This is a genomic window from Brevibacillus sp. IT-7CA2, assembly GCF_949767855.1.
Lineage (GTDB): Bacteria > Bacillota > Bacilli > Brevibacillales > Brevibacillaceae > Brevibacillus.
Genome location: NZ_CATKQT010000022.1, coordinates 53,681 through 75,738 on the forward strand (window position 1 = coordinate 53,681; position 22,058 = coordinate 75,738).

At 47.8% G+C, this 22,058-nt stretch carries 28 protein-coding genes; 14 read left to right on the forward strand and 14 right to left on the reverse strand.

The annotated features are described in order from the left end of the window. Positions 1-35: 35 nt before the first annotated feature. The gene (locus tag ACM6JA_RS13140) at positions 36-587 is read right to left on the reverse strand and encodes a helix-turn-helix domain-containing protein (RefSeq protein WP_414852641.1); all 552 of its coding nucleotides are present in this window, start codon (positions 585-587) and stop codon (positions 36-38) included. 170 nt (positions 588-757) lie between these two features. Between ACM6JA_RS13140 and ACM6JA_RS13145 the strand changes: the two genes are divergently transcribed. Both ACM6JA_RS13145 and ACM6JA_RS13150 read left to right on the forward strand, forming a co-directional pair. After that, complete coding sequence (locus ACM6JA_RS13145; RefSeq protein ID WP_414852642.1) at positions 758-1,906, forward strand: MFS transporter; 1,149 nt, start codon at positions 758-760, stop codon at positions 1,904-1,906. A gap of 186 nt (positions 1,907-2,092) precedes the next feature. Next, positions 2,093-3,076, forward strand: a complete 984-nt coding sequence (locus ACM6JA_RS13150) for an ABC transporter substrate-binding protein (RefSeq protein ID WP_414852643.1) — start codon at positions 2,093-2,095, stop codon at positions 3,074-3,076. A 53-nt stretch (positions 3,077-3,129) separates the two neighbouring features. Here the strand turns inward: ACM6JA_RS13150 and ACM6JA_RS13155 are convergent, their stop codons facing one another. From ACM6JA_RS13155 to ACM6JA_RS13175, 5 genes are all read right to left on the reverse strand, one after another. Beyond that, a complete protein-coding gene (locus ACM6JA_RS13155) occupies positions 3,130-3,924 on the reverse strand; it encodes a DUF817 domain-containing protein (protein WP_007724481.1) in 795 nt (264 codons plus the stop codon). A gap of 38 nt (positions 3,925-3,962) precedes the next feature. Continuing rightward, positions 3,963-4,766, reverse strand: a complete 804-nt coding sequence (locus ACM6JA_RS13160) for an alpha/beta hydrolase (RefSeq protein WP_414852644.1) — start codon at positions 4,764-4,766, stop codon at positions 3,963-3,965. Beyond that, positions 4,763-5,764 (reverse strand): ABC transporter substrate-binding protein, encoded by a 1,002-nt coding sequence (locus ACM6JA_RS13165; protein ID WP_414852645.1) that lies wholly within the window; start codon positions 5,762-5,764, stop codon positions 4,763-4,765. The genes ACM6JA_RS13160 and ACM6JA_RS13165 overlap by 4 nt, the downstream gene beginning before the upstream one ends. 46 nt (positions 5,765-5,810) lie before the next feature. Next, the gene (locus tag ACM6JA_RS13170) at positions 5,811-6,998 is read right to left on the reverse strand and encodes a helix-turn-helix domain-containing protein (RefSeq protein ID WP_414852646.1); all 1,188 of its coding nucleotides are present in this window, start codon (positions 6,996-6,998) and stop codon (positions 5,811-5,813) included. A 152-nt stretch (positions 6,999-7,150) separates the two neighbouring features. Continuing rightward, the gene (locus ACM6JA_RS13175) at positions 7,151-7,978 is read right to left on the reverse strand and encodes a sulfurtransferase (protein WP_414852647.1); all 828 of its coding nucleotides are present in this window, start codon (positions 7,976-7,978) and stop codon (positions 7,151-7,153) included. A gap of 104 nt (positions 7,979-8,082) precedes the next feature. On the opposite strand from ACM6JA_RS13175, the gene ACM6JA_RS13180 reads away from it, so the two are divergent. Continuing rightward, positions 8,083-8,682 carry a DUF502 domain-containing protein gene (locus ACM6JA_RS13180; RefSeq protein WP_414852648.1) on the forward strand — a complete coding sequence of 200 codons (600 nt, stop codon included), beginning with the start codon at positions 8,083-8,085 and terminating at the stop codon, positions 8,680-8,682. A gap of 186 nt (positions 8,683-8,868) precedes the next feature. On the opposite strand, the gene ACM6JA_RS13185 is transcribed toward ACM6JA_RS13180, so the two are convergent. Both ACM6JA_RS13185 and ACM6JA_RS13190 read right to left on the reverse strand, forming a co-directional pair. Then, entirely contained in the window at positions 8,869-9,111 is a 243-nt protein-coding gene (locus ACM6JA_RS13185) for a hypothetical protein (RefSeq protein ID WP_007724492.1), read from the reverse strand. A 65-nt stretch (positions 9,112-9,176) separates the two neighbouring features. Further along, a complete protein-coding gene (locus ACM6JA_RS13190) occupies positions 9,177-9,620 on the reverse strand; it encodes a DUF2621 domain-containing protein (RefSeq protein WP_414852649.1) in 444 nt (147 codons plus the stop codon). Positions 9,621-9,787: 167 nt separating this feature from the next. On the opposite strand from ACM6JA_RS13190, the gene ACM6JA_RS13195 reads away from it, so the two are divergent. The 3 genes from ACM6JA_RS13195 to ACM6JA_RS13205 all read left to right on the forward strand — a co-directional run bounded on the left by ACM6JA_RS13195 (position 9,788) and on the right by ACM6JA_RS13205 (position 11,638). Then, positions 9,788-10,162, forward strand: coding sequence for an ATPase (locus tag ACM6JA_RS13195; RefSeq protein ID WP_414852650.1), 375 nt, complete (start codon positions 9,788-9,790; stop codon positions 10,160-10,162). Positions 10,163-10,226: 64 nt separating this feature from the next. Next, positions 10,227-11,186, forward strand: coding sequence for a tetratricopeptide repeat protein (locus ACM6JA_RS13200; RefSeq protein ID WP_414852651.1), 960 nt, complete (start codon positions 10,227-10,229; stop codon positions 11,184-11,186). 65 nt (positions 11,187-11,251) lie between these two features. Then, positions 11,252-11,638, forward strand: coding sequence for a VOC family protein (locus ACM6JA_RS13205; RefSeq protein ID WP_414852652.1), 387 nt, complete (start codon positions 11,252-11,254; stop codon positions 11,636-11,638). Positions 11,639-11,718: 80 nt separating this feature from the next. Here ACM6JA_RS13205 and ACM6JA_RS13210 read toward each other — a convergent pair whose 3' ends face one another. Genes ACM6JA_RS13210 through ACM6JA_RS13220 form a run of 3 tightly spaced genes read right to left on the reverse strand, consistent with a single transcriptional unit; the run spans position 11,719 to position 14,308 of the window. After that, complete coding sequence (locus ACM6JA_RS13210; RefSeq protein ID WP_106652840.1) at positions 11,719-12,525, reverse strand: ABC transporter permease; 807 nt, start codon at positions 12,523-12,525, stop codon at positions 11,719-11,721. Beyond that, positions 12,506-13,309: an ABC transporter ATP-binding protein gene (locus tag ACM6JA_RS13215; RefSeq protein WP_414852653.1), complete on the reverse strand. Its 804-nt coding sequence runs from the start codon at positions 13,307-13,309 to the stop codon at positions 12,506-12,508. Before ACM6JA_RS13215 ends, ACM6JA_RS13210 begins: the two co-directional genes overlap by 20 nt. Positions 13,310-13,315: 6 nt before the next feature. Further along, on the reverse strand, positions 13,316-14,308 hold the full coding sequence (locus ACM6JA_RS13220; protein WP_414852654.1) for an ABC transporter substrate-binding protein: 993 nt from the start codon (positions 14,306-14,308) through the stop codon (positions 13,316-13,318). A gap of 126 nt (positions 14,309-14,434) precedes the next feature. Here ACM6JA_RS13220 and rnz point away from each other — a divergent pair, with 126 nt between their 5' ends. The 4 genes from rnz (at position 14,435) to ACM6JA_RS13240 (ending at position 16,561) form a co-directional block, all read left to right on the forward strand. After that, entirely contained in the window at positions 14,435-15,391 is a 957-nt protein-coding gene (gene rnz, locus ACM6JA_RS13225; protein WP_414852655.1) for a ribonuclease Z, read from the forward strand. 43 nt (positions 15,392-15,434) lie between these two features. Beyond that, positions 15,435-15,659, forward strand: a complete 225-nt coding sequence (locus ACM6JA_RS13230) for a hypothetical protein (RefSeq protein ID WP_414852656.1) — start codon at positions 15,435-15,437, stop codon at positions 15,657-15,659. A 27-nt stretch (positions 15,660-15,686) separates the two neighbouring features. After that, a complete protein-coding gene (locus ACM6JA_RS13235) occupies positions 15,687-16,343 on the forward strand; it encodes a YczE/YyaS/YitT family protein (RefSeq protein ID WP_414852657.1) in 657 nt (218 codons plus the stop codon). 128 nt (positions 16,344-16,471) lie between these two features. Then, on the forward strand, positions 16,472-16,561 hold the full coding sequence (locus ACM6JA_RS13240) for a YjcZ family sporulation protein (protein ID WP_100169674.1): 90 nt from the start codon (positions 16,472-16,474) through the stop codon (positions 16,559-16,561). A 116-nt stretch (positions 16,562-16,677) separates the two neighbouring features. On the opposite strand, the gene ACM6JA_RS13245 is transcribed toward ACM6JA_RS13240, so the two are convergent. After that, positions 16,678-16,956 (reverse strand): stage VI sporulation protein F, encoded by a 279-nt coding sequence (locus tag ACM6JA_RS13245; protein WP_414852658.1) that lies wholly within the window; start codon positions 16,954-16,956, stop codon positions 16,678-16,680. Positions 16,957-17,143: 187 nt separating this feature from the next. Between ACM6JA_RS13245 and ACM6JA_RS13250 the strand changes: the two genes are divergently transcribed. Next, a complete protein-coding gene (locus ACM6JA_RS13250; protein WP_414852659.1) occupies positions 17,144-18,064 on the forward strand; it encodes a S8 family peptidase in 921 nt (306 codons plus the stop codon). 68 nt (positions 18,065-18,132) lie between these two features. Here the strand turns inward: ACM6JA_RS13250 and ACM6JA_RS13255 are convergent, their stop codons facing one another. After that, positions 18,133-18,459 carry a hypothetical protein gene (locus tag ACM6JA_RS13255; RefSeq protein WP_414852660.1) on the reverse strand — a complete coding sequence of 109 codons (327 nt, stop codon included), beginning with the start codon at positions 18,457-18,459 and terminating at the stop codon, positions 18,133-18,135. Between the two features lie 69 nt (positions 18,460-18,528). Here ACM6JA_RS13255 and ACM6JA_RS13260 point away from each other — a divergent pair, with 69 nt between their 5' ends. Next, the gene (locus tag ACM6JA_RS13260) at positions 18,529-18,981 is read left to right on the forward strand and encodes a YaiI/YqxD family protein (RefSeq protein WP_414852661.1); all 453 of its coding nucleotides are present in this window, start codon (positions 18,529-18,531) and stop codon (positions 18,979-18,981) included. Next, entirely contained in the window at positions 18,978-19,646 is a 669-nt protein-coding gene (locus ACM6JA_RS13265) for a phosphatase PAP2 family protein (protein WP_414852662.1), read from the forward strand. The genes ACM6JA_RS13260 and ACM6JA_RS13265 overlap by 4 nt, the downstream gene beginning before the upstream one ends. An 8-nt stretch (positions 19,647-19,654) precedes the next feature. Here ACM6JA_RS13265 and ACM6JA_RS13270 read toward each other — a convergent pair whose 3' ends face one another. Beyond that, the gene (locus ACM6JA_RS13270; protein ID WP_017247917.1) at positions 19,655-20,536 is read right to left on the reverse strand and encodes a LysR family transcriptional regulator; all 882 of its coding nucleotides are present in this window, start codon (positions 20,534-20,536) and stop codon (positions 19,655-19,657) included. A gap of 134 nt (positions 20,537-20,670) precedes the next feature. Here ACM6JA_RS13270 and ACM6JA_RS13275 point away from each other — a divergent pair, with 134 nt between their 5' ends. After that, positions 20,671-21,888, forward strand: a complete 1,218-nt coding sequence (locus ACM6JA_RS13275; protein ID WP_414852663.1) for an MDR family MFS transporter — start codon at positions 20,671-20,673, stop codon at positions 21,886-21,888. The last annotated feature ends 170 nt before the right edge of the window (positions 21,889-22,058 follow it).

Consider the following 22,058-nt stretch of genomic DNA (forward strand, 5'->3'; position numbering starts at 1 on the left):
TTTATTGGTAGACAATGCGGAAAGGACACATTGCGTTAGGTTCTAAAAATGACAGGTGTCAAAACAGACAGGATCTCGGCCTCTTCAACAGTGGAAGGATTGTACCACGTATGAAGGAGAGAGGAAGGGAAGTGGATCGTATCTCCTTGCTCGAGATGGTATTCCGTTTCGTCGACGACGATGGTGACACATCCTTTTACGACGTAGTAAAATTCTTCGCCGGGATGCTGAAAGGCGACATGCTTCGTCTGTCCGGGTGGCAACACGTTGAGGAGGGGCTCAAGCGCCCTGTCGGGGAAATTCCCACCGATTCGAACGTACTTCACAGGTGACCCTTCAATCTGCAACATTTTACGCTTTTCAATGGGTGTGTGGTATATGACATCATTTTCTACTTCAAAGAAATACGTAATGGGGGCACCAAGGCATTCCGCAATTTTTTGCAGAGAAGTAATCGCGAGCGAACTGTTACCACGCTCTACTTGTGATAAGAAACTGACGGAGAATCCAGATTTCTCACTTAAGTCCTTTAAAGTAAGTTCTTGTTGTATACGAAGTGCTCGTATTTTTTTGTAAACGTGCTCCAAAAAGTCACCTCCTGCACAAAAACAATTTTGGTAATACAGTAAATATTACGGTAATACAAAAATAATTGCTACATTTATTCTGAATCTTCCCTCTTCTTTTTTTATCCTACTTGTACCATTCCCTTCATATACTGGGACAAAGACAGGCCGTTAGAGAGGAAGGGAATGCTTTGAGGGCTCTCCTGTTAGTGGTTTTGTTTCTTGTTGCCTTTGACATGCACGCGCAGACGCCTCTTCTTGCGCCGTATTTAAACGTATTGGGTGTATCCGCTGCGATGATCGGCTTCGTGCTCGGCGGTTATGCGATCAGTAATTTGACAGGCAACCTGCTCGCTGGCCCTTTTCTCGATCGCTATCCGAAAAAATGGTTTATCGCAGGTGGATTGATTTTGGCTGGGGTGATGCTGATTGGTCAAGGCATCGTGCAAAATACCGCGGGTTTCTTTACCTTTCGGCTGATGCTCGGGTTTTTGATGGCGTTTGTATCTCCTGCTTGTTCTGCCTTGCTCGGAGAAACAGGGAAGACGGCACTTGAGCAGGGCGAAATCATGGGTAAAAAGGGATTGGTCCTTACCTCGGCAGGTATCGTATCCCCGGCAGTCGGTAGCTTTTTGGCGGTGCAGTTCGGCTATGGTCAATCATTCGTGATTCTTGGCTACATGATGATCATTGCTGGCGTTTTCGCTTGGATGATGCTACCGGCTAGAGTAGAGGGAAGCACGCCGTCTACACCACGGATTAAAGGTGGAGGCAAGCAGAGCCTTAGCGCCATCCTGGAAAATCGAATGCTGTACCCTGCTTTTCTTGGGGGATTTGCGATCATTTACGCCCAAGGAACGATCATCTACGAAGTGCCCTTGCTCATCCAAAGACAAGGGCTGTCCCCGGCCGTTACTGGCATATTGTTCAGCTTGAAAGGGTTGGGGGCACTTGCGATTTTGTGCCAGTTTTGGCTGTATCGCGTCCCCGTCGAGACGAGAACGTTTGCTGGTTTGGGCGTACTCAGTCTTCTTCTGTATGCCCTGGCAATCGGGCTGGCAATTCCGATTCATGTGATGATGTTTTTCTTTGGTGCGTGCTTTGGGATGCTATTTCCGGCTTTTGCGACCATTTTGACGGTACATTCACCTCGAGAGCAATATGGTAGCGTGTTTAGTATTTACTCAGCGGTATTGTCGATCGGAGCGGTATTGAGCCCAGTATTGGCAGGCTTGCTGGGGAATTGGCACCATTCCTACTTCATTGCGTTTTTTGTAACCGCGGGTGTCTGCCTGATCGGGGGACTGCATCGATTCTTGTTAAGTGGGGTTACACGCTAAGAGGATAAGGACTTTCTGCTTAGTAAGCAGAGGGTCTTTTTTTGTTTCTATAAACAAAATGTTGAGCAACGTGCCATAATCCGCTATAATACCCATTGTGATTATGATAATTATTCTCAATGTAAATGCAGTCGAGTAGGCAATTGTCGCTGCTTGATGGCATGACGCAGATGGAGGAACACACCAATGAAGAAAACAGCAAGACTTTCGATAGCCAGTGTCGTATTAGCAAGCCTAGTTACAATCGTGAGCGCTTGCTCTGGCCAGCCGAATACTGCGAATCCAGGGACACAAGCGGGCGACAGTCAGACTGCGACACCATCGGCTGAAGCTCCACGGGTATTGAAGGATGCGATGGGAAATGAAGTAACAGTCCCAGCCCAACCGCAGCGCGTGATCGCTTCTTATTTGGAGGATCATTTAGTAGCGTTGGGAGTGAAGCCAGTTGCTCAATGGTCAGTAGGGAACAGCCAGGTACAAGGCTACCTGCAAAAAGAGCTGGCGGGTATTCCAGCGATTCCTTATGATCTGCCGCCAGAGGTCCTGATGAGCCACAGCCCTGACCTGATTATATTGGATAGCGCATCCCTGATCCAAGGGGACAAGTATAGCCAGTACTCGAAAATCGCTCCTACTTACACCATTGGAAAAGAAAAGAACAGCGATTGGCGTAAAGAGCTCCTGACAGTAGGGGAAGTTCTCAACAAGGGAGAAGAAGCGAAGAAAGTGCTGGCAGATTATGAGACATTTGCAGCCGAGTCCAAACAAAAGTTGCAGCAAGTGATCGGGGAAAAATCAGCGGCAGCACTATGGATGACGGGGAAAAATGTGTACGTAGCACGTCAGGACTTGTCTAGCGGGGATGTGCTCTATAAGGACCTCGGGTTTAAGGCTCCTACCATCGTTCAGGAAATCTCCAAGTCAGGAGAAGCAAACTGGAACGCGATTTCCATGGAGAAATTGGCTGAACTCGATGCCGAATACTTGTTTATCGTAAACAGTAATCCAACTGCTGTGGAACTGCTGCAAAAGGATCCAGTATGGGCGAATATCCCTGCTGTGAAGAATGGAAATGCCTATACGTTTGCGAAAGATTCCAGCTGGCTGTACACAGGCGTCATTGCCAACCGCCAAATGATTGAGAATGTACTCGGCAACGTAATTAAATAAGAGAGAAAGCCTATCCACCCTTTGACGTTTCGTAGGAAGAGTGGATAGGCTTTTTATATGTGTTTCTTGCTATCATGGGACTGGGATCTTCTGGATTTTACGTGCTTCAATTCCGCCACGATAATAAAGCTCACGATAACAAGTAAAAACCACGAGCTGATTTTACTGAGATGCACGAGTTCCCAGCCTGCTTTTTGATTGGGATAATTCCAAGCGCCGAGGAACGTCGCTATATTTTCCGCAATCCAAATGAAAAAACCGATCAAAAAGTAACCAAGAGGGATGGGCATGAAAAATCGCTCGTTCGCGACGCTAAAATAAACACGGGTTTTCCAGAAGACAATGAAAATAGCTGCCATCAGCACCCAACGCAAATCCCAAATATAATGGTGGGTGAAAAAGTTCAGATAGATCATTGCGCCCAAAATTGTGGCGATAATCTGATTCGGCCAGCCAGAGAGAGAGACCTCAAGTCGGCGCCACGCTTGACATAAGTAGCTCGCGACACTGGCGTACATGAACCCACTGTAAAGAGGAACGCCAAACACTTTACTGTACGCATCCTCAGGATAACTCCAAGATCCCATATGCACCTTGAATATTTCCAAGCACAGCCCGATCACGTGAAAGACCGTGATGACCTTCAATTCGTCCCGAGACTCCAAGCCACTTTTCACCATGAAGATCTGGAAGAGTAGGCAGAGCAAAAGCAGGAGGTCATACCTCGGCAAACCAGGAATGGTGACGAACTTGGATAAGGCGAGCGAAGCAAAAATAAAGACTGGAAACAAGCAAGACATGGCTTCTTGATAGCCGAAATGAAGCAATAAACGAATATATCGTATCATTTGTCTGTCCTTTACGTTCTGAAAGTAGTTTCAGAGGGCTAATCCGTAAGCACAAACCGCACAAGTCTATTAATCGCGGAAGGCAGCACGCTTACGTGGCCCTCATCATCGAATTTGATGTAGCTCACTTGAACACCTTTGGTAGCGAGTGGTTCCATACGCTCGACGACCCGTTGTGCACCCTCGACCATGAAGGAGAGCTCATCACCGCCAACAATGACAAGAAGCTTTAGTTCATGTTCCCCTTTCCATTGAGCGATGAAGCGCTCTTGCTCCCTCAATACCTCGTCGTTGCCCCACCAGACGGAAGGGCTGCCTGATACGACGTGAGAAAAGAGCTTCGGACGAGAGAATATCGTATACAGTGTGAAATGACCGCCCAGGGAGTGGCCGAAAATCGCCTGTTTGTTCGGATTTACTTGCCATTCGGAAGAAATAGCTGGCATCAGCTGCTGTTCAAGGAAATCGAGGAAGCAATCAACTCCACCATGCTCTGGCCAAGGCTGCCCATTTGGTCGGTCGGGAAGCGTAGCTGCGTCCACAGGCATGGTCAGATCGTAACAACGGCGGTCCATGTCAAATGGCAGACGTGATGGATAGCCGATTCCTACAACAATGGCTGGGTTAAAGCCCTTGGGCTTACGGGTTTGCACCTTCACTGTCTCGGCAATCGTTCCAAACATCGCATCGCCATCCACAGCATAAATAACCGCATACCCTTCAGGCGGGGCCTCAGCTTCCGGAATCGCAATCATAATCCGATAGTCACGACCTTGGCTTGATTGCAGTGTCCACTCTACACAATTACGAGGGGAGTAGCCGTTTTTCTTTATGATTCTCATTTTGCAATCAATCCTTTCACATCGTCAATGACTTTCATATGTGCGATCAGGCCGCCACTTAACCAGTGATCTCCCTCTACTTTAAACGTACGACCGTTCTTTACAGCCTCCATGCTTTTCCAAACAGGACTCTCTGTCAAATCTTTCTCGAACGCATCCCCCGTACCAGCGTCATTGATGAGGAAAATATAATCCGCATCCAAATCAGGTAAGCTCTCTAGTGATAAATTAATGCTACCGCCGGATACAACCTGGCTCGGCAAAAAGCCTAGCTCATTGGTAAGTACGTATCCACTGAAGAAATCGTACTTGATGAAGAACATCCCTCTGCCATTGAAGCGAATAATCGCTGCTTTTTTGCCTTGAATATGGGGGGCCAGCTCCTTTTTGGCTGACTCGACATGTTCTTTATACTTTTGCAAAGCTTCTTCTGCTTCCGCCGATTTGCCCAACAGATCGCCAACCACGCGTACGGAAGATTCAAGATCAGCATTTGCTTGCTTGAACACATACGTCGGAGCAATCATCTTATATTTATCGTACACGCCGCTTTCGATATGGTTGGCATTTTGCAAGAGGATGAGATCTGGCTCATGGGCCATTACCGCTTCCGGCTCTGGAGGCAATCCACCTGCGAAGGTAATGGACGGCACATCTTTTAGCTTATCTTGCAAATACATTTTTGGTCTTGAGCCAGTTGACCACTGCACGACCGGAGCAACGCCTAGTGCGACCAAAGTATCTTCCAGATTGGGAGCAAATATTTTGGCAGGTACGGCAGGCAATGTCACCTCGTTACCCATTTCATCTTTTAGTACCCGCGGGAAGGCAGGCTGGTCAGAAGAGCTCTTTGCCGATCCTTCGGCACTCCCAGTCGCGGACGAATCGACCTTCTGCGTCACTGCCTCATTGCTTGCATTGTTCCCGCAGCCTGCTGCAAGTCCAGCAACGAGCATCGTCGTGGTCAGCAACAGCGCAAGACTAGTTTTCTTTGTCATACTAGTGGAATCCCCTCTCGATGATAATGTTTCTCACTGGAAAACATTATAATTCACGTGTGAAAGGGGCTCCATGGACAACACCTTGAATTGCATTTGGACTTTTTCCCGTTACCATCAGCACCATTTCATCCAGCATTCGGTTCATGGCAACCGGTGAGTACTCGTACCACGGATTAGAAGGCAAGGGGTAGAGGTATCCATTTTGTACAGCGCGAAGTCCTCTCCAAAGCGAATGATGCTGTAGCGTCAGCCAGCTTAGACGTGTCGACTCATCCAGACAAACGAACAACAGGATTCGCTCCGGGTCTAAGCTCGCAAGCTGTTCGAGCGTGATTGGCTGATTGCAAGGTTCCTTTTCCTCTTCCACAAGAGAAAGCTGCAAATCATCGCACAGAAGCTCCTTCATTCCCTTGTTGTTGTAGAGATGGATGCCATCCCGATAAAGTCGAATGATCGCAATTTTATCTTGCTTGAGCACGGACTGCAGGTCTGCACGAGCGTCAGCAGCCTTCCCTTCATAAAAAGCGATCCAGGAGTCACAAGCTGCTGTTTTGCCTGTGTAGCTGGCAACTTTACGTAATTGCTCTCTCCAGCCAGAAGATTGGAGGGTCAAGACGTCTATGCCATGTGCGGACAAACGTTGCTTGGTAGTCTCGGGAAGCTCTAAGTGGCTAATGACAACATCCGGCTTGGCAGCCAGAAGCATCATTTCCTGATCGTCGTCGTTCCATGGAGTTTCGACCGCTTTTAGATGAACAATTCGTTGCTGATACTGCTGAAAGTAATAGGGGGTCCACTTCGCATCCAAAGGAGCAGCGACTGGTATAATCCCCAGTACCATTAGATGTCCCAGCAGGGAAGGGGAGAAGACGGCAACTTTGCGCTCGGAAGCTCTTTCATAAGAGGAGGGGGACACTCCCACTTCCTTCTTGAACTTCCGGCTAAAGTAAAACTCATCGCTATACCCGATTGTTTTCGCAATATCCCGTAGCTTCATATCTGTCTCGCGTAGCAATCGCTTGGCATGATTGATACGCAGACTCGTTACATAGTCCATGACACTTTGTCCGTAAGCCTTCTTGAACGAATCACCAAAATAGCTCGGACTCAAGTTCGCCATCGCTGCCAACGTAGTTACGTTTAACGGACGATCGAAGTTACAGATCATATATGTACGAACCTCGTGGAGTGACATGTGACGTCTAGGCTCGTATTCTTCGTTATGCTTCATGAATCCATCCACCTTTTCAGGCAAGTGCAAAAGTTTGTGATAATGATAATTATTATCTATGAATAATGGCAAAAATGATAGAGGAAGAAAAAATAAGGCGACCGCTCCCCAGTATCGTAGGGAAGTGATCGCCCGCCAAGCCATTTTTGGAATTACTCTTCCCCGGTAGCTACCGGATTATCTGGATACGAGCTCCAGTCACTCCAGCTGCCCAGATACAATTTCACATCTGATCGACCAGCAGCATGGAAAGCGAGCAAATTGGAGCAAGCAGTCACGCCTGAGCCGCAATAGACGATCAATTCTTTATCAGCGTAAGGGGCGAGACGCTTTTGCAGCTCGTCTGCCGGAAGCATCGTCTGATCATCAGCGAGGTTGTCCTTATAAAAGAAATTGTGCGCCCCGGGTATGTGTCCTGCTTTTGCGTCGATCGGTTCGTTCTCGCCACGGTAGCGTTCTGGCGCACGAGAATCGAGCAATACAGTATTCTCACTGCGTTTTTTGACACCTTCTATGTCAACCAGCATGTCGTGGCGGACATGGGCGACGAACTCTCGAGCTTGTACGGTAGGTACTTCTGCTGTTATGTCATAGCCAGCCTTTTTCCAAGCAGCGTATCCGCCGTCGAGTACAGCTACCTGATCGTGACCGAGGTATCGCAGCAGCCACCATAGACGTCCTGCCATCGCCATTTCCTGATCATCGTAGGCGATGACAGTCGTGTTGGCATCGATTCCCGCATTTGAAAAATGGGCAGCCAGCAGATCCGTGTCTGGTAGAGGATGACGTCCACCATGCTCGCTTTTGGAGCCAGAAAGGTCACGGTTCAGATGAAAGTAGAGGGCTCCCGGGATATGGTCCTTCGTGTATTCCTCTGCACCTGCTTCAGAAGCACTTAAAGCAAAACGACAATCGACGATCACCAAATTTTCATCATTCAGATGATCCTTGAGCCATTGAGGTGTGACAAGTGCTTGCATGAATCTCCCTACTTTCTCTTTTTTTCTTCATCATAGCAGATGGAAATCCAATCAGGTACAATAATTACAGTAAGTTGGTTAGGGGAGAGGAGAAGAGAAGAGAGATGAAGCGTTTCATTCGCTATTTTTTAGAGGGGCTATTGTTTGTCATTCCGTTGGCAGTGACGATTTATATTTTATACTGGATTTTCACGACTGTGGATAATTGGTTCTACCTGTTGGTTCACAAGTGGTTTAATCTCCAAATTCCAGGACTTGGCTTCCTCTTGACCATACTCGGCATCACGATTGTAGGTTTCCTTGCATCCAATGTGCTGACACGCGGAGTGCTTTCGCTCGTGTCCACCGTCTTCGAGAAAGTGCCGTTTATCAAACTCATTTATACGTCCATCAAGGATTTGATCGGAGCGTTTGTAGGGGAGAAGAAGAGCTTCGACAAGCCGGTACTCGTGACGCTATCCAAGGATGGGAATGCGAAGGCAATGGGGTTTATTACAAAGGAAAGCCTCGATTCTTTCGGTCTCACAGACCATGTAGCGGTCTATCTGCCCCAGTCGTACAATTTTGCAGGAAATCTCCTGTTGTTCCCGAGCGATCAGGTACAGCTGCTTGATACGGAAAGCTCAGAAGTCATGGCATTCCTGGTATCGGGTGGAGTATCCGGAGGGCCGCAAAACGTAAACAAAAAAAGCAGCGATGCGTAAATAATACAAACCTCCAGCGCCACGAGTCTTGTGGTTTTGGAGGTTTGTTTGTTGCTGGTATTCCCATAGACTTTGAACCACACCTTCGTTCCTGGATTGATCCCAAATATCAGCTTGCGAAGCTATACCTTGGCATACACAAAAAGACACTCAAACGAGTTTGAGTGCCTTCACATTTTAATTACGTTAGCTGCTAAAAAATCCACTATGGCTGGAATATTTGCGACGATAGTGACGATGGCCGTATGTTCGATGCCCCATCTTCCAAAAAGGCCGATATCGGTAATCACTGCTGCTGTACTTGTGATAGCCACGTCCGGTCATTTTCCACAAGAACCGGGCGCCTTTCTTAAAGAGGACCGCCACAATGACAATCGCAACGATCAATATAACGAAACCGATCCCCAAAATCGTGAGTAGGACTGACATCCACATCGTCTCCTTACCAAAAAGGTCTTACCCTTTTTTACGGATGACTCCACAGGAAGTTTCAATTATCCCTCGGCATTCAAATATTTTTCATAGGGAGTGTAGTCGATTTCTTTGGATTGCAGGTGGGCAATGAGCCATTTGTGGTCACGCTTGGGGGTTGCTACGATGTACCCCTTTACAATCAAATCTGTTGTAATCGTGGTTGCTTTCTCTTCCAGCGCGATCTGGCCGATTCTCGCTGCGATGGAACGTCTCGCAACATCGCGAAACAACTGTGGCACAGGATCAACCAATTCATTGAGCAAGGTCAGACCCTCATCTGTCCAAAGCGCACGTGTCTGATCAATGTAATGATCTTGCCAATCCAAGTCAGATTTTCCGTCTTGCTTGGGCATGGACTTGAGAAATTTGCGGAACATGAAATACCCGCCAATCGCCATAAGACTTACGAGAACAATGGTCCAGCCAACGATAAACAGGGAAAACCCTGTAGACATTTCACCCATACCTTGTACACCTCATTACCAATATCCATTCACTAGTAAAAATTGTACCTTATTTTGGTTCGAGCAACAAACTTTTTGTGCATTTTCCTATCCTTGGGGTTTGCTCTTCCCAAGAACACATACAATTTAGTATGATTAGAATTAATCTTAATTGGGAGTTGACGCTCATGTTCAAGCTTGGACAACGCGTCGTCATTGTTGCCGACTCCTTCGAGCAAGGTTTGCCTTTGGGTGAATACGGTTACCTGATTGCTCGTGACCGCAATCTGGACAGCGCATTTTCCTGGGTTTTACGCATTCCAAAAATTGATAAGCATATCGCCGTTGTAGAAGAGGATATCGCCTTGGAGGAGCAGTTGCTTGCGGAAGAAGCAAATCGCATCTCGCATGAGGCTTTACTTGATTTTGCATTGGCGACAAGGAACGAAGCACTGTTTCGACAACTGATGGGCATGGAAGATGCAGAAGAGGCAAATGACGAACCCGCGAAGGAATCAATGGAGGAATTTATCCGTAAAGTAAATATCAAAGCATGGATCTAATTGGCGGTTTTCCTTGTGTGGAGAATTTGAAACTTTTGTGAGGAAATGAAAGCGAGGCTGTTTCATGTCTGAATTTGTGACGTTTACCAATGAGTTTGGTCAAACCATCGATATGTCCCGAGAGGACTACCAGAAAAAAATAATTCCGCAAAGTCTGGATAAGTACTGGGATGAAAAAGATAAGCTTCGCGATTTTGCGATGGAGTTGGTGAAAGGTCAATTTCATGAGCAAGCCGCTGTCGCTGCCGACAGGCTTCTCGAATTATACGGTCCAATCGAGTCTGCTCTCATTTTCCGTGCAGTCGTTCATATGCAGGCGAGAGAATTTGAAAGCGCTAAAAAAATCTTGACAGATTGTCTGGAACGATTCCCGTCCTCGGGTACGGCTTGCACCAATTTGGCAAAAATCTTCGCGTTTGAGGGAGATGAGCCAAAAGCGTTCGAGACACTACATACAGGCCTGCACAAAGACCCGAATCAAGAAAATGGCTTGAACATGTTTGTCGAGAGCTTCTTGCAAAGAGGGAAAAAGGATGAGCTGAAAGGGCAGCTAGAGTCGCTGGCAAGTAAAGAAGGCGCATGGAGACCACAATTGCAGCTGGCGCGTGTTGCGTTGAATGAGGAGGATCTCCTGAATGCAATGAAATGGTACACGGTAGCGATTGAAGGAGCGAAAGATCGCTTTGAGGTCGTCATGACTGTGACAGGTGAATTGGGACAAGCGGGTTATGTCTATCAGTTGATTCAGATTTGTGAAAAGTTCTGGACGCCACATTTCCCGTATCCGTATGCAGGCTTCAACTATGCCAACGCTCTGTTGGCGACCGATCAAATGGAAAAGGCAATTGTCATCCTGCGAAACATGCAAGAACATTTGCCAGATAACTACAAGCCTATGGTCGATCACTTCCTGAATCGAGTACCTGGAGCGCACGAAGTGGAAGCAACCGCCCAACAGAAAGTCGTCGAGAGCCAAATGGACGATCCGACGACGAAGAAGAGCAAGTGGAAGTTTTGGAAGTAAATCGATAGTTGTAGCGCCCGGCAATTCGCTGTCGGGCGTTTTTCTGTAAGAAGGGGGACTGTGCGATGCTACATCATGTGGAAGTGTATGTCTCCAATCTGGCACGCTCCAAAGATTTTTGGGGCTGGTTGTTGGAGGGGGAGCTGGGCTATACGCGATATCAAGAATGGGCCAGTGGGGTAAGCTGGAAACAGAACGGTACCTATCTGGTTTTTGTCCAGGCAGAAGAGCGGTTCCTCGACATTTCGTATCACCGTTGTCGTGTCGGTTTAAATCATCTGGCGTTTTACGCACGGGATCGAGAGCATGTGGAAAAGCTGCGGGAGGAAACTGCTCGTCGCGGTATCTCTTTGCTCTATCAGGATCGGCATCCGCATGCTGGAGGCGAGGGACATTATGCTTTGTTTTTCGAGGACCCAGATAGAATTAAGGTCGAGATCGTCGCCCCCTAACCTCTCCAGAACATATTGGTCCATGAAAAAACGGTGCAAACATCCCCGGTAGATGGTTGGCACCGTTTTTTAGAAGCCATCTATTTGAACTGGCTGGTGAGCCGCCGCTCTATATAGGCTACGCCTTGATACATCAGGGTTGCGATGACCGCGATAATGGCTAAGCTCATCATGACCAGGGTGAAATTAAATACCTGGAAGCCGTATATGATCAAATACCCCAAGCCTTGCTGGGATACGAGAAACTCTCCGACGATGACGCCCACCCACGAAAGTCCGACATTCACCTTCAGCGTAGCGAGAAGGGTTGGGATGGTAGCTGGCAAGATGACGAGCGTGAAGATTTGCCGTTTGCTCCCTCCGAGTGTTTGCACGACTTTGACGTAGTTTTGATTGACTTCCTTGAAGCTGGTGTAGACGTTGATTGTGGTGATGATGACCGAGATTGCGCACCCCATGGCTATGACGGAGAGCAAACCTGGACCAAAGCCGACGATGAAAACCGGACCGAGAGCTACCTTTGGCATACTGTTGGCAATCACCAGATAAGGCTCTAGTACGCGGGAGAGAAAAGGGGACCACCAAATGATCGTTGCCATGACTGTTCCCAGAATCGTTCCTAAGAGAAAGCCGATGATCGTTTCCCATACGGTCAAGCCGACATGCGGGAGAAGACTGCCATCTTGCAGCTGCAACCAAAATTGAGCCCAAATCTTGGAGGGATAGCTGAAGATGAGTGCATTAATGGTGTTTGTTCGAGCCAAGAGCTCCCATAAGCCGAGAAAAACGAGAAAGAGGAACAGTTGTGTGGAAAAGACGGAAAAGCTCATACGCTTTTCTAACTGTAAGTAGCGACGATGGACGGATTCAATTTCCTTTGGCTGCATCAGACACTACCTCCATCTCTTTCCACACGCGATGGAACAAGTCTTGGAATCCATCATGATTTCTCGCGTCGAATGGCAGAGCATCCCGGATCGGGCTGGGTACGACAATCTCGCTGTTGATGCGTCCCGGGTTGCGTGAAAAGATATAAACGCGATCGCCCATCGCGATCGATTCGGAGAGATCATGTGTCACAAGGACTGCCGTTTTCTTATGCCGACGAAGTGTTGAAAAGATCAAGTCTTCGAGCTTTAGTTTGGTCTGGTAGTCCAATGCCGAAAATGGTTCGTCAAGCAACAGCACATCAGGTTGACAGGCGAGTGTACGGACGAGTGCAACCCGTTGTCGCATGCCGCCTGACAGCTGCAGGGGAGAGGATTTGCGCACATCAGACAGTTCCATCTCATCCAGCAGATGCAGGGCGTACTCCTCTGTTTCCTTGGAACGGATGCCTTGGATATCGAGTCCTAGAAACACGTTCTCTTCGATGGAGCGCCAGTTGAACAAATAATCTTGCTGAAGCATGTAACCAACTTGCCTAGACGTTCCGTTGACCTCTCTTCCGTCGATCCACACCTTGCCTGCTGTCGGCTTCTCAAGCCCTGCAATGAGTGAGAGCAGCGTCGTCTTACCACAACCGCTGGGACCAACCAGACAAATGAATTCGCCTTCCTCCACGCGCAGGTTAATGTCTTGGACCGCCATGAACGCCCTGGTCGTGGATAAATAAAGATGGGTCACGTGGCCGAGTTCTATTTTTGCCGGCGTAGAAGAAATCTGCTTCATGACGGCCTATTTCCCTTCCTTGGATTGGGTAGCAAAAGTGGTGTTTACCAGCTTGGTGTAATCAGCGCGTTGCTTTAATTCACCAGCGGAATCCATAATATCTTGTAACTGGTTCCATTCCTTTTCGTCCAGAATGGGATCTGTCGCATAGGAGCCCTGTTCCAGGTAACGCTGTACAGCGGTTTCCAGAATCTTTGGATCGATTTGCTCGAAGTATTTGCCTATCACATCAGCCGTTTCTTTTGCACTGTGGCTGGCAACCCACTGTTGCCCTTTGTAGACCGCATTGGTAAACTTTTGAATAGCTGCTGCGTTGCTGTCGATATAGCTTTGTTTTGTCATGAAGACGGTGTAAGGAACGGTTCCGCTCTCTTTGCCAAAAGAAGCGACGACATGACCGATTCCTTCCTGTTCAAAGCGGGAGGCTTCCGGTTCAAACAGCTGTACATACGCTCCGGTACCAGATGCGAAGGAAGACGCAATATTTTTGAATTCGATATTCTGAATGAGTTCCAGGTCGCCTTGCGGATTGATATTGTGCTTTTTGAGTACATACTCTCCGACCATTTGCGGCATGCCGCCTTTACGTTGACCCAAGAAGACACTGCCCTTTAGCTTGTCGAAAGTAAAGTCATCCATTTTGTTGCGGGAGACGAGGAAGGTACCGTCCGTCTGCGTGAGCTGCGCAAAGTTGACAACTGGATCGGCAGCACCTTGCTGAGAGACGTAGATGCTGGTCTCAGAGCCGACGAGCGCGACCTCGATGCCGCCAGATAACAGAGCCGACATCACTTTATCTCCGCCGGGTATGGTTGAGAGCTCCACTTCCAGACCTTCTTCCTTGAAAAATCCTTTTTCAAGTGCGACATATTGCGGGGCGTAAAACAAAGAACGTGTCACTTCACCAATTCTTATTTTTTCGGGAGTGCTGGAGCAGCCAGTCAAGACGGCCGTCATAATGAGAAATGCGGCCAGCCCCAGCGCCAAAAATCGTTTCATGATTAGGAGTCCCTCCTTGCTAGGCTTTGTATGTTGTAGGCTATGCGCCCAGACAAAAAAGGGTGAATGCCTAGAGATAGAGACAGGCACATGATGAGGGAAGGCCACAAAGGAGATGGACATAGCGTGATCGTTACATTTTTAGGCACCGGATCAGGTGCACCCACTACGCGAAGAAACGTGAGTGGGATCGGCTTGCGATTTTTACAGGCAGGCAAGTGGTGGTTGTTTGACTGCGGAGAGGGGACTCAGCATCAGCTACTTCGAGCACCGATGAAAATTAGTCAATTGGATAAAATCTTTATTACCCATTTGCATGGGGATCATCTGTACGGTCTGATCGGACTGCTTGCGAGCCGGTCTTTGCGCAATACCGAACCGACTCCGTTAGAATTGTATGGACCACCGGGGCTCGACCAATATTTTCGAGCTATCATGGAGGCAAGTCCAGTTCATTTGCAATATCCTTTGGAAATAAAAATCGTCAGTGAGGGCGTAATCTACGAGGACGAAGAGATCGTGGTGAGCTGTCGATTGGCGAAACATCGTGTGCCTTCGTTTGCTTATGCCGTGATGGAAAAGGAAAAGACAGGAGCATTTCAAGTAGAACTGGCAAAGCAGGCAGGCGTGCCGTCAGGGCCGTTATTTGGAGCCTTGAAGAGAGGAGAACAGGTCACACTCGAGGATGGTCGAGTGCTGGACGGGAAGGACTTCGTTGGAGAGCCGCAACCAGGACGCAAAATCGTCTTCAGTGGAGATACGGAGCCGAGCCAAGCAGTTATGGAACTAGCAAAAGGGGCAGATTTGCTCGTCCACGAAGCGACCTACGCCCATCATGACAAGGAGCTGGCGACCAGAAGCGGGCATTCCACAGCACGCGAGGCGGCTCAAATTGCCAAAGAAGCGGGCGTGAAAGAACTGTGTCTGACTCACTTTAGTCCACGTTATGAAGATGAAGACGGAGATTTTTCGATGGAGGATCTGTTGGCAGAAGCGCAGGAAATTTTTCCGGCTACCCAATTGGCTGATGATCTTGGTAGCATTTCTGTAAAGCGAGAGAGAAACGATGGGAGAAAGCCATAATCCCTGCTATAATGAATGATCACGATGGAGGAGGTGGGGGAGCATGAAGCGGATTACTTTTTCTACACCAGAAGAACTTATTCAACATTGCCAGTCGGAAGAAGTCAGCCTCGTCGTCGAATACCGTGATGATGTGAACAAGCACCGCCAGGTCACTTTGACGGGAGAGCAGCTTGTAGAGGCACAGGACTACCTGAACTTCTCCAAATCCGAAGCGTATTACCGGAAGGACGGGCTTTTTTACGAAGTCATTGCAGGCTGGAAGTAAACCACATCGTCAGGAGATGAAAGAGACGTGTCTGGCAGAGGGTTCAACAGGTCGATCGCAATTCGCTACATGATGTTTGTACTGGGCTTGTTCGTTGGTGCATTCGGTACAGTACTGGCCATTAAAGCAAACCTCGGCGTAGCACCTTGGGAAACCTTTCACATCGGCCTGCAAAAAACATTTGGATTAACGATTGGCCTATGGTCTCAGATCGTAGGAGTCGTTGTCATTTTCGCCACTTATTTGGTGGCAAAAATAAAGCCTAATTTTGGAATGTTCTTAAATATGATTTGCTTTGGCGTTTTTCTCGATCTTATCTTATGGTTAGATTTTATTTCTGAGCTGCAATCTATCTGGGCGAGGCTCTTGATGTTTCTCGCAGGTGTCGTTGTTTTGGCTGTCGGGATCGGGATGTATTTATCTCCTTCTCTTGGGGCAGGACCGCGCGACAGCTTCATGCTGGCGATGAACGAGCGTCTTGGCTGGAGTATCCAGCGAGTCCGACTCATCATAGAAGTAACCGTACTGCTTGCAGGTGCTGCTTTGGGTGGACCTGTGTCAATCGGCACGATACTGATAGCGCTGTTAACGGGACCGATGATTCAACGTACGATTCCATTTTGGCGTCAAGTCATGAAAAAGCAGTATGGATTGCCAGAGCCAGTTGAAAGACAAGCGAGCTAATCTCCTTTCCATTTGCCAGTAACTGTGTAAAAAACCAGGAAAAACAGTCTTGTATAGGCGATGGTCCAATCATCTTTGAGCATTCGCACATACAGTATGACTAGTTGCTGGCAAAGGAGGGAAAGCGAATGAGTCTGTTCAACGGAGGATTTGACGACTTTGCTTTAATACTGGTGTTGTTCGTATTGCTCGTTATCGTTGCTTGCTCTTGCGACTAACGAAAACACTGGGTATTAGCTTCACCAGGAGGGAGAGCGATTTTTCGCTCTCTCTTTTGTTTTGCAAAAAAAGGCCTCGCCAACCAAAGAGGGGCGAAGCCAAGGGGAGACATATCTTATCCGAGGCGATCATGCACTTGCTTTTTTACACTGGACATTTGCTGGTCGGATAAGTTGACACCGACCGCCTTGCTGACTTTTTTAATCAGCTCGCTTAATTTCTTGTCATCTTTCAAGTCTTTCATGGAGAAGTTTTTTGCCAACGATCGCACATCGCCCATCGTCCATTTTTTCTTGCTTTTTTTGTTGATGGATTTCAGTATGTCACGTGGACTGCCCTTCGCTTTGAGCTTGACTTTTGCCTTTGCTTTTCCTTTTGCTTTCGCTTTCGCCATGATGCTTCGCTCCTTTCAAAGGAATACGCCTGCCATATGCAGTTATATGGAAAAGCAAGGGAGTTCGCTTGGACAGATTCACGCCGCTATTCGCCTATTTTGCTCAACGTTGTGCAATGGCCCAAACCCATAGGGGGAGCCGTGACATAGGATGAGTCAGAACGACGCATGACAGGAGGCTAGTAGGTTGAAAATTGTCAGCTTTCATCGGGATACGCCGTTTACCGAGATACTGTCAGATTTGAAAACCAAGGTTCTGACCAAAACCGAGAGACTTCCATGGCGATGCTATGATGACCTTTCTTGCTTGTGTGTCAAACAAAAGATTTTTGAGCAGCATGAGGAGCTTTTTCGAAGGTATAAAGCGATGGTGGAAGAGAACATTACCGTAAGCGTCCATGCGCAAGGGGAGGATGAAATCCCGTGGGGCGTGCAATATGTGGGGGCACAGAGATTGTGGCGAAAGGGGCGTGGAGCAGGCGTCAAGGTCGCTGTCATCGATACGGGAATCTCCCGCGATCATTTTGATTTGAAGGATCAAATAAAGGGTGGCGTCCAGCTAGTGCGCGGCAAACAAAATGGACACGGGACGCATGTCGCAGGGATTATCGTAGCTGAGATGAACCAAAGAGGAATTGTCGGAGTTTCTCCAGAGGCCCATTTGTATGACGTCCGTGCTTTTGATCATGAGGGTCAATCATCTTTGTCGACCATTTTGCAGGCCCTGCAATGGTCAATTGCCAATAAGATGGATGTTGTCAACATGAGCTTTGGCATGCCCCAATATAGCGAAGCAATGGCGAGAGCAGTTGGTCGGGCCCATCAGCAAGGAATCGTATTGGTAGCTTCTGCAGGCAATGGAGGGGGAGAAGCGGAGTATCCAGCGCGGTACGATGGTGTCTTAGGGGTTAGTGCGATTGATCAAACGGGAAAATTGGCATCGTTCAGTGCGAGAGGCAAGGGCGTAAATATGAAGGCACCCGGGGTTGATATTTTATCTACGTGGCCGGGGAATCAGTTTAAAAAGCTGAATGGCACTTCGATGGCTGCCCCGCATGTAGCAGGGCTGAAGGCGTTAGAAATTGGTCGCAAGCGAAAAAAAGCATAACGTTCCTACAAAAAAACAGCTCCGAGGCTAAAAATGAAGCCAAGGAGCTGTTGCTTTTTATAAACGAATTATTGATGGATTTTGGTGTCATGGTCTTGCTGGACACGGAACCATATATTAAGATCATTAATAACACTGGCCAATTCGTGGATCTCGCTGTTCAATTCGCACGATCTTACGAAATTTTCTTCTTCGGACATTTGTTTGGTTTTCTCAATGATGACCTTCTCTACCCGGTGTATTTGATCCGGAATGGCTGCGCGGATTTCTTCCCATTCCAGCAACATGTCCGCTCTTTCTACATTCGAATAATCTTCCCATTCCAAATGCAGCACGGGAAGTCGTATACCTAGCCGTTCATCATGGATAAATTGATAGCGCAAAGGTGAACTCACTCCTCTCCACCTCCATCATACCAAAAATGAATCGGTACGGGGAGAGAAATACACACCAAAGGAGCAATCATGTCAAAAGGACGTGTTCTTATCGATGCGGATGCCTGTCCGCGCCAGGCTCTCTTAACTGCCCAAGCATTGTGCAAGGAGCTTGACTGGATCTGTTTGACCTTTGCCAGCTATAATCATCAAATCGGCAACGCAAATCATGTAACGGTAGATGCCGGCCCACAAGCAGTAGATATGAAGCTGGCGAACGAAACGAGTTCAGGGGATGTCGTGGTGACACAGGATATTGGTCTGGCAGCGCTCATTCTTGGGAAGAGAGCCTATGCCCTGACACCACACGGGATGGTTTTTGACCCAGAACGGATTACGTTTCATTTGGAAGAACGAAATGAAAAAGCGAGATATCGGCGCGGGGGAGGTCGTACGAAGGGGCCTGCTGCTCGCACGCGTGAAGACGATCAGCGATTTGCTGAGTCCTTGCGCTTTTTGATGGAAAGAGGAGATCAACAATGAATCAGACAACAAGAAAAAATGGATATGTACGCGGAGCACTTTCGTGTGCGGTACTTGCCACAATCATGTTTGCCCTCTACGTAGCAGGGAAAGTGGCAGGTATGGATCAAGCAGCTATCGCATTTGCGGAGTCGATTCGATCGGATGCAGGGACTGCTTTTTTCCGATTGGTAACCAATCTTGGCGGAGGCCTGTTCCTTGTACCTGTAGCGGTGATCATGTTCGTTGTCCTATACATAAAGAAATATCGTGTGGAGGCAATGTTTGTTCTCATTTCCCTCGGTGCCAGTGAAGTAGCGAATGAGCTTTTAAAGCGGTTCTTTGAGAGACCTAGACCGAGTGGCGTCAATCTGATTGAGTTGCCGGAGTCCTTTTCGTTTCCGAGTGGTCATGCGATGATTGGACCAGCCTTTTATTGCATGGTTGCGTTTTGGATTGCCCAATGGTTTGCGGAGAAAAGATGGTCGTCGCTCGTACAGCCTGCGGTTTTTATTTTCGTAGTATTGCTCGCGTTCAGCCGTGTGTACTTGGGCGTTCATTATTTAAGTGATGTGCTTACCGGCTTTTTCCTGTCGATGTGCTGGTATTTTCTTCTTCGTCTTGGCTATGAAGAATGGATGGGGAGACGAAGCACAGTCGTCGACCCCATACCGCATTCCAGGTAATCAGCAAGCTAGGTGGAATATCCTAATTCACTCATTAAACTCAGCCATTTTTCTACGCTGGGTTTATTTTTTTTGTCCTTAGGCAAGACGATGTATGCCGAGCGTTTGGGAGGCTTATTGCCTGTTATGATCAGTTCCTTCAAGGTACCCGCCGCAAGCTCCGCTTTGACGGTAGAGCGTGTCAACAAGCTCACTCCGAGACCTTCTTTGATCAGATCGATGGCGAGCTCCGCTTTGTCTACTGTCAGCTTGGGTACGTAATTACGCGGCAGGGTCTGTCTAATCCACTCGTTAAAAGGAGGGCCCCAATTCATGTACAGCAGCGGCAGATTGCGCAGCTCGCGCGAATCGACGTGTGTAGATGCGGCAATGGGACTCTCAGGACAGCAAACCAAGACAATTTCATCATCCCACGTTGGAATAACGTCAAAGTTGGGCAAGGATGGGGGGACGTACACGATTCCGATTTGAATCACGTTGTCCAGCAAATACTGGATGACATCGGACGAGTGCCCTGTCTTTGTGCTGATCGCAATTTGTGGATACCGATAGTGGTACTCTTTCAAGATCGGCTCGAGGGTGGAAGTCCAGATCGCGTTTAAGCTGCCGATCGATAAATAGTCTTCATAGGGCTGGAGTGAAGCGACTTCATTTAGGGCTTCATGGGACAGTTTGAGGATTCTCTCTGCATACGGTAAAAGGGTTAAGCCCGCTTGGGTAATCTCCACACTTCTTTTATCACGAATGAAAAGAGGTTTGCCAACTTTTTCTTCCAGTTGCTTGATTCGCATTGTCACCGTAGACTGGACTAGGTGGAGCATTTCCGCAGCCTTGGTGAAATTTTTCGTTTGGGCCAATGTGTAGAAAGCGCGTAATTGTTCGAAGTCCATACAGTTGGAATCCCTCTTATCTAAATATTTGATTACCATATACAAAAATGTTCGTTTCCCAAATTATACCCTGTTCGCTAAGCTGGGGATATCCTTATTTCATGCGGGCTATCGGGAGAGCGAGGGGTATTGGGATGAAGTGGGAATGGTGGCGAGAAACGCCCTTTTCAGTGAAGCTCTTGTTAAGCACATCTTTTATGATGAGTATGGGTTTTTATGCATTAATCCCGTATCTCACTTTGTATTTGACGGGTAGCATCGGCTGGACACTGGCGATGGCAGGGATAGTCCTGAGTGTTAGACAGTTCTCCCAGCAAGGTCTTGCTTTTTTAGGCGGTGTGATCGCGGATGCCTTCGGATACAAAGGGGCGATGTTCCTCGGATTGGGCGTACGTGCTGTTGGTTTTGCGATGTTCGCTTTTTGTACCGAGACGTGGCACTTTTTTGTTGCCGCGATTCTTTCCGGATTGGGTGGGGCGTTGTTTGAGCCTGCTTGCTCTGCTGCCTATGCGATTATTACACCTGAGGCCATCCGAAAAGAAGTATTCTCCCTTCGCAATGTGCTTGGCAATATTGCGGTTGTCGGTTCCCAAATCGTGGGGACAGCACTCTCGGCTATTGATTTTACGTACATTTCGTTGTTTGCAGGGGCCGTCTTCGGAGTGAATACAATCGTGATCTTCTTTTTATTCCCACCGATTCGCGCCACGAATACACGGCATAGTATATGGGAAAGTATGTCCACGGTAGTGAAGGACAAGCTGTTTGTACGATATACCTTTATTTTGATGGGGTATTATTATTTGAATATGCAGGTGTTTTTAACGATTCCGCTGTTTGTGGAAAATGTTACGCATAGCAAGGTGAATGTAGGGATCGTGCTTTCTGCGCTCTCGCTGTTTGTAATCTTATTTCAAATGAAAGTGACACAATTGCTGGAGAGTTATCAGCAAAGGCTTACCTTGATTGGCATCGGGACGTTGTTTATGAGTGTGGGACTATTTTTGTTCACGTTTGCCGATTCATTGTGGCTCATTCTCTTGGATGTGTTTCTTTTTGCACTGGGTACCATGATTGCTGTTCCGAATCTGGTGGATGTCGTTCCTCGTTTTGCTCCCAAGGACTTGGTGGGCGCCTATTATGGCTTCAACGGGTATTCGATTGCCATCGGGGGTTCATTTGGACAGGTAGCGGGAGGATGGGTGTACGATGTAGGGCTGCGTTTGCAAACACCGTGGCTGCCATGGACCATTTGTTTGGTCATCGGGTTTTTGGTGGCCTGGATGCTGCATCGCATGGAACAACAAACCGGACAAATTGGGAATGATCTGAAGAAAATAGCTCGATCATAAATATTTTTGGGCGAAATGAAACATTTTCCATCGTTCATACGTATATAACGATAGAGATGATTGGCGCAAGAAAGTGAGGGAATTTTATGGAAGATATGAAAAAGCTGAAGCGCATGTTGCTGGTAACGAGTTCCCTTGGATTTGCAGTTTTTGCCATGGTAGTCGTTACG

What these genes read in the sequence shown, in the direction of transcription:
- ACM6JA_RS13170 (WP_414852646.1), bottom strand. Translation starts at nt 6,998, where the DNA reads ATGAAGCATAACGAAGAATACGAGCCTAGACGTCACATGTCACTCCAC.
- ACM6JA_RS13180 (WP_414852648.1), top strand. Translation starts at nt 8,083, where the DNA reads ATGAAGCGTTTCATTCGCTATTTTTTAGAGGGGCTATTGTTTGTCATT.
- ACM6JA_RS13230 (WP_414852656.1), top strand. Translation starts at nt 15,435, where the DNA reads ATGAAGCGGATTACTTTTTCTACACCAGAAGAACTTATTCAACATTGC.
- ACM6JA_RS13265 (WP_414852662.1), top strand. Translation starts at nt 18,978, where the DNA reads ATGAATCAGACAACAAGAAAAAATGGATATGTACGCGGAGCACTTTCG.
- ACM6JA_RS13175 (WP_414852647.1), bottom strand. Translation starts at nt 7,978, where the DNA reads ATGCAAGCACTTGTCACACCTCAATGGCTCAAGGATCATCTGAATGAT.
- ACM6JA_RS13155 (WP_007724481.1), bottom strand. Translation starts at nt 3,924, where the DNA reads ATGATACGATATATTCGTTTATTGCTTCATTTCGGCTATCAAGAAGCC.
- ACM6JA_RS13150 (WP_414852643.1), top strand. Translation starts at nt 2,093, where the DNA reads ATGAAGAAAACAGCAAGACTTTCGATAGCCAGTGTCGTATTAGCAAGC.
- ACM6JA_RS13205 (WP_414852652.1), top strand. Translation starts at nt 11,252, where the DNA reads ATGCTACATCATGTGGAAGTGTATGTCTCCAATCTGGCACGCTCCAAA.
- ACM6JA_RS13185 (WP_007724492.1), bottom strand. Translation starts at nt 9,111, where the DNA reads ATGTCAGTCCTACTCACGATTTTGGGGATCGGTTTCGTTATATTGATC.
- ACM6JA_RS13275 (WP_414852663.1), top strand. Translation starts at nt 20,671, where the DNA reads ATGAAGTGGGAATGGTGGCGAGAAACGCCCTTTTCAGTGAAGCTCTTG.
- ACM6JA_RS13160 (WP_414852644.1), bottom strand. Translation starts at nt 4,766, where the DNA reads ATGAGAATCATAAAGAAAAACGGCTACTCCCCTCGTAATTGTGTAGAG.
- ACM6JA_RS13220 (WP_414852654.1), bottom strand. Translation starts at nt 14,308, where the DNA reads ATGAAACGATTTTTGGCGCTGGGGCTGGCCGCATTTCTCATTATGACG.
- ACM6JA_RS13240 (WP_100169674.1), top strand. Translation starts at nt 16,472, where the DNA reads ATGAGTCTGTTCAACGGAGGATTTGACGACTTTGCTTTAATACTGGTG.
- ACM6JA_RS13260 (WP_414852661.1), top strand. Translation starts at nt 18,529, where the DNA reads ATGTCAAAAGGACGTGTTCTTATCGATGCGGATGCCTGTCCGCGCCAG.
- ACM6JA_RS13195 (WP_414852650.1), top strand. Translation starts at nt 9,788, where the DNA reads ATGTTCAAGCTTGGACAACGCGTCGTCATTGTTGCCGACTCCTTCGAG.
- ACM6JA_RS13200 (WP_414852651.1), top strand. Translation starts at nt 10,227, where the DNA reads ATGTCTGAATTTGTGACGTTTACCAATGAGTTTGGTCAAACCATCGAT.
- ACM6JA_RS13210 (WP_106652840.1), bottom strand. Translation starts at nt 12,525, where the DNA reads ATGCAGCCAAAGGAAATTGAATCCGTCCATCGTCGCTACTTACAGTTA.
- ACM6JA_RS13190 (WP_414852649.1), bottom strand. Translation starts at nt 9,620, where the DNA reads ATGGGTGAAATGTCTACAGGGTTTTCCCTGTTTATCGTTGGCTGGACC.
- ACM6JA_RS13165 (WP_414852645.1), bottom strand. Translation starts at nt 5,764, where the DNA reads ATGACAAAGAAAACTAGTCTTGCGCTGTTGCTGACCACGACGATGCTC.
- ACM6JA_RS13215 (WP_414852653.1), bottom strand. Translation starts at nt 13,309, where the DNA reads ATGAAGCAGATTTCTTCTACGCCGGCAAAAATAGAACTCGGCCACGTG.
- ACM6JA_RS13245 (WP_414852658.1), bottom strand. Translation starts at nt 16,956, where the DNA reads ATGGCGAAAGCGAAAGCAAAAGGAAAAGCAAAGGCAAAAGTCAAGCTC.
- ACM6JA_RS13270 (WP_017247917.1), bottom strand. Translation starts at nt 20,536, where the DNA reads ATGGACTTCGAACAATTACGCGCTTTCTACACATTGGCCCAAACGAAA.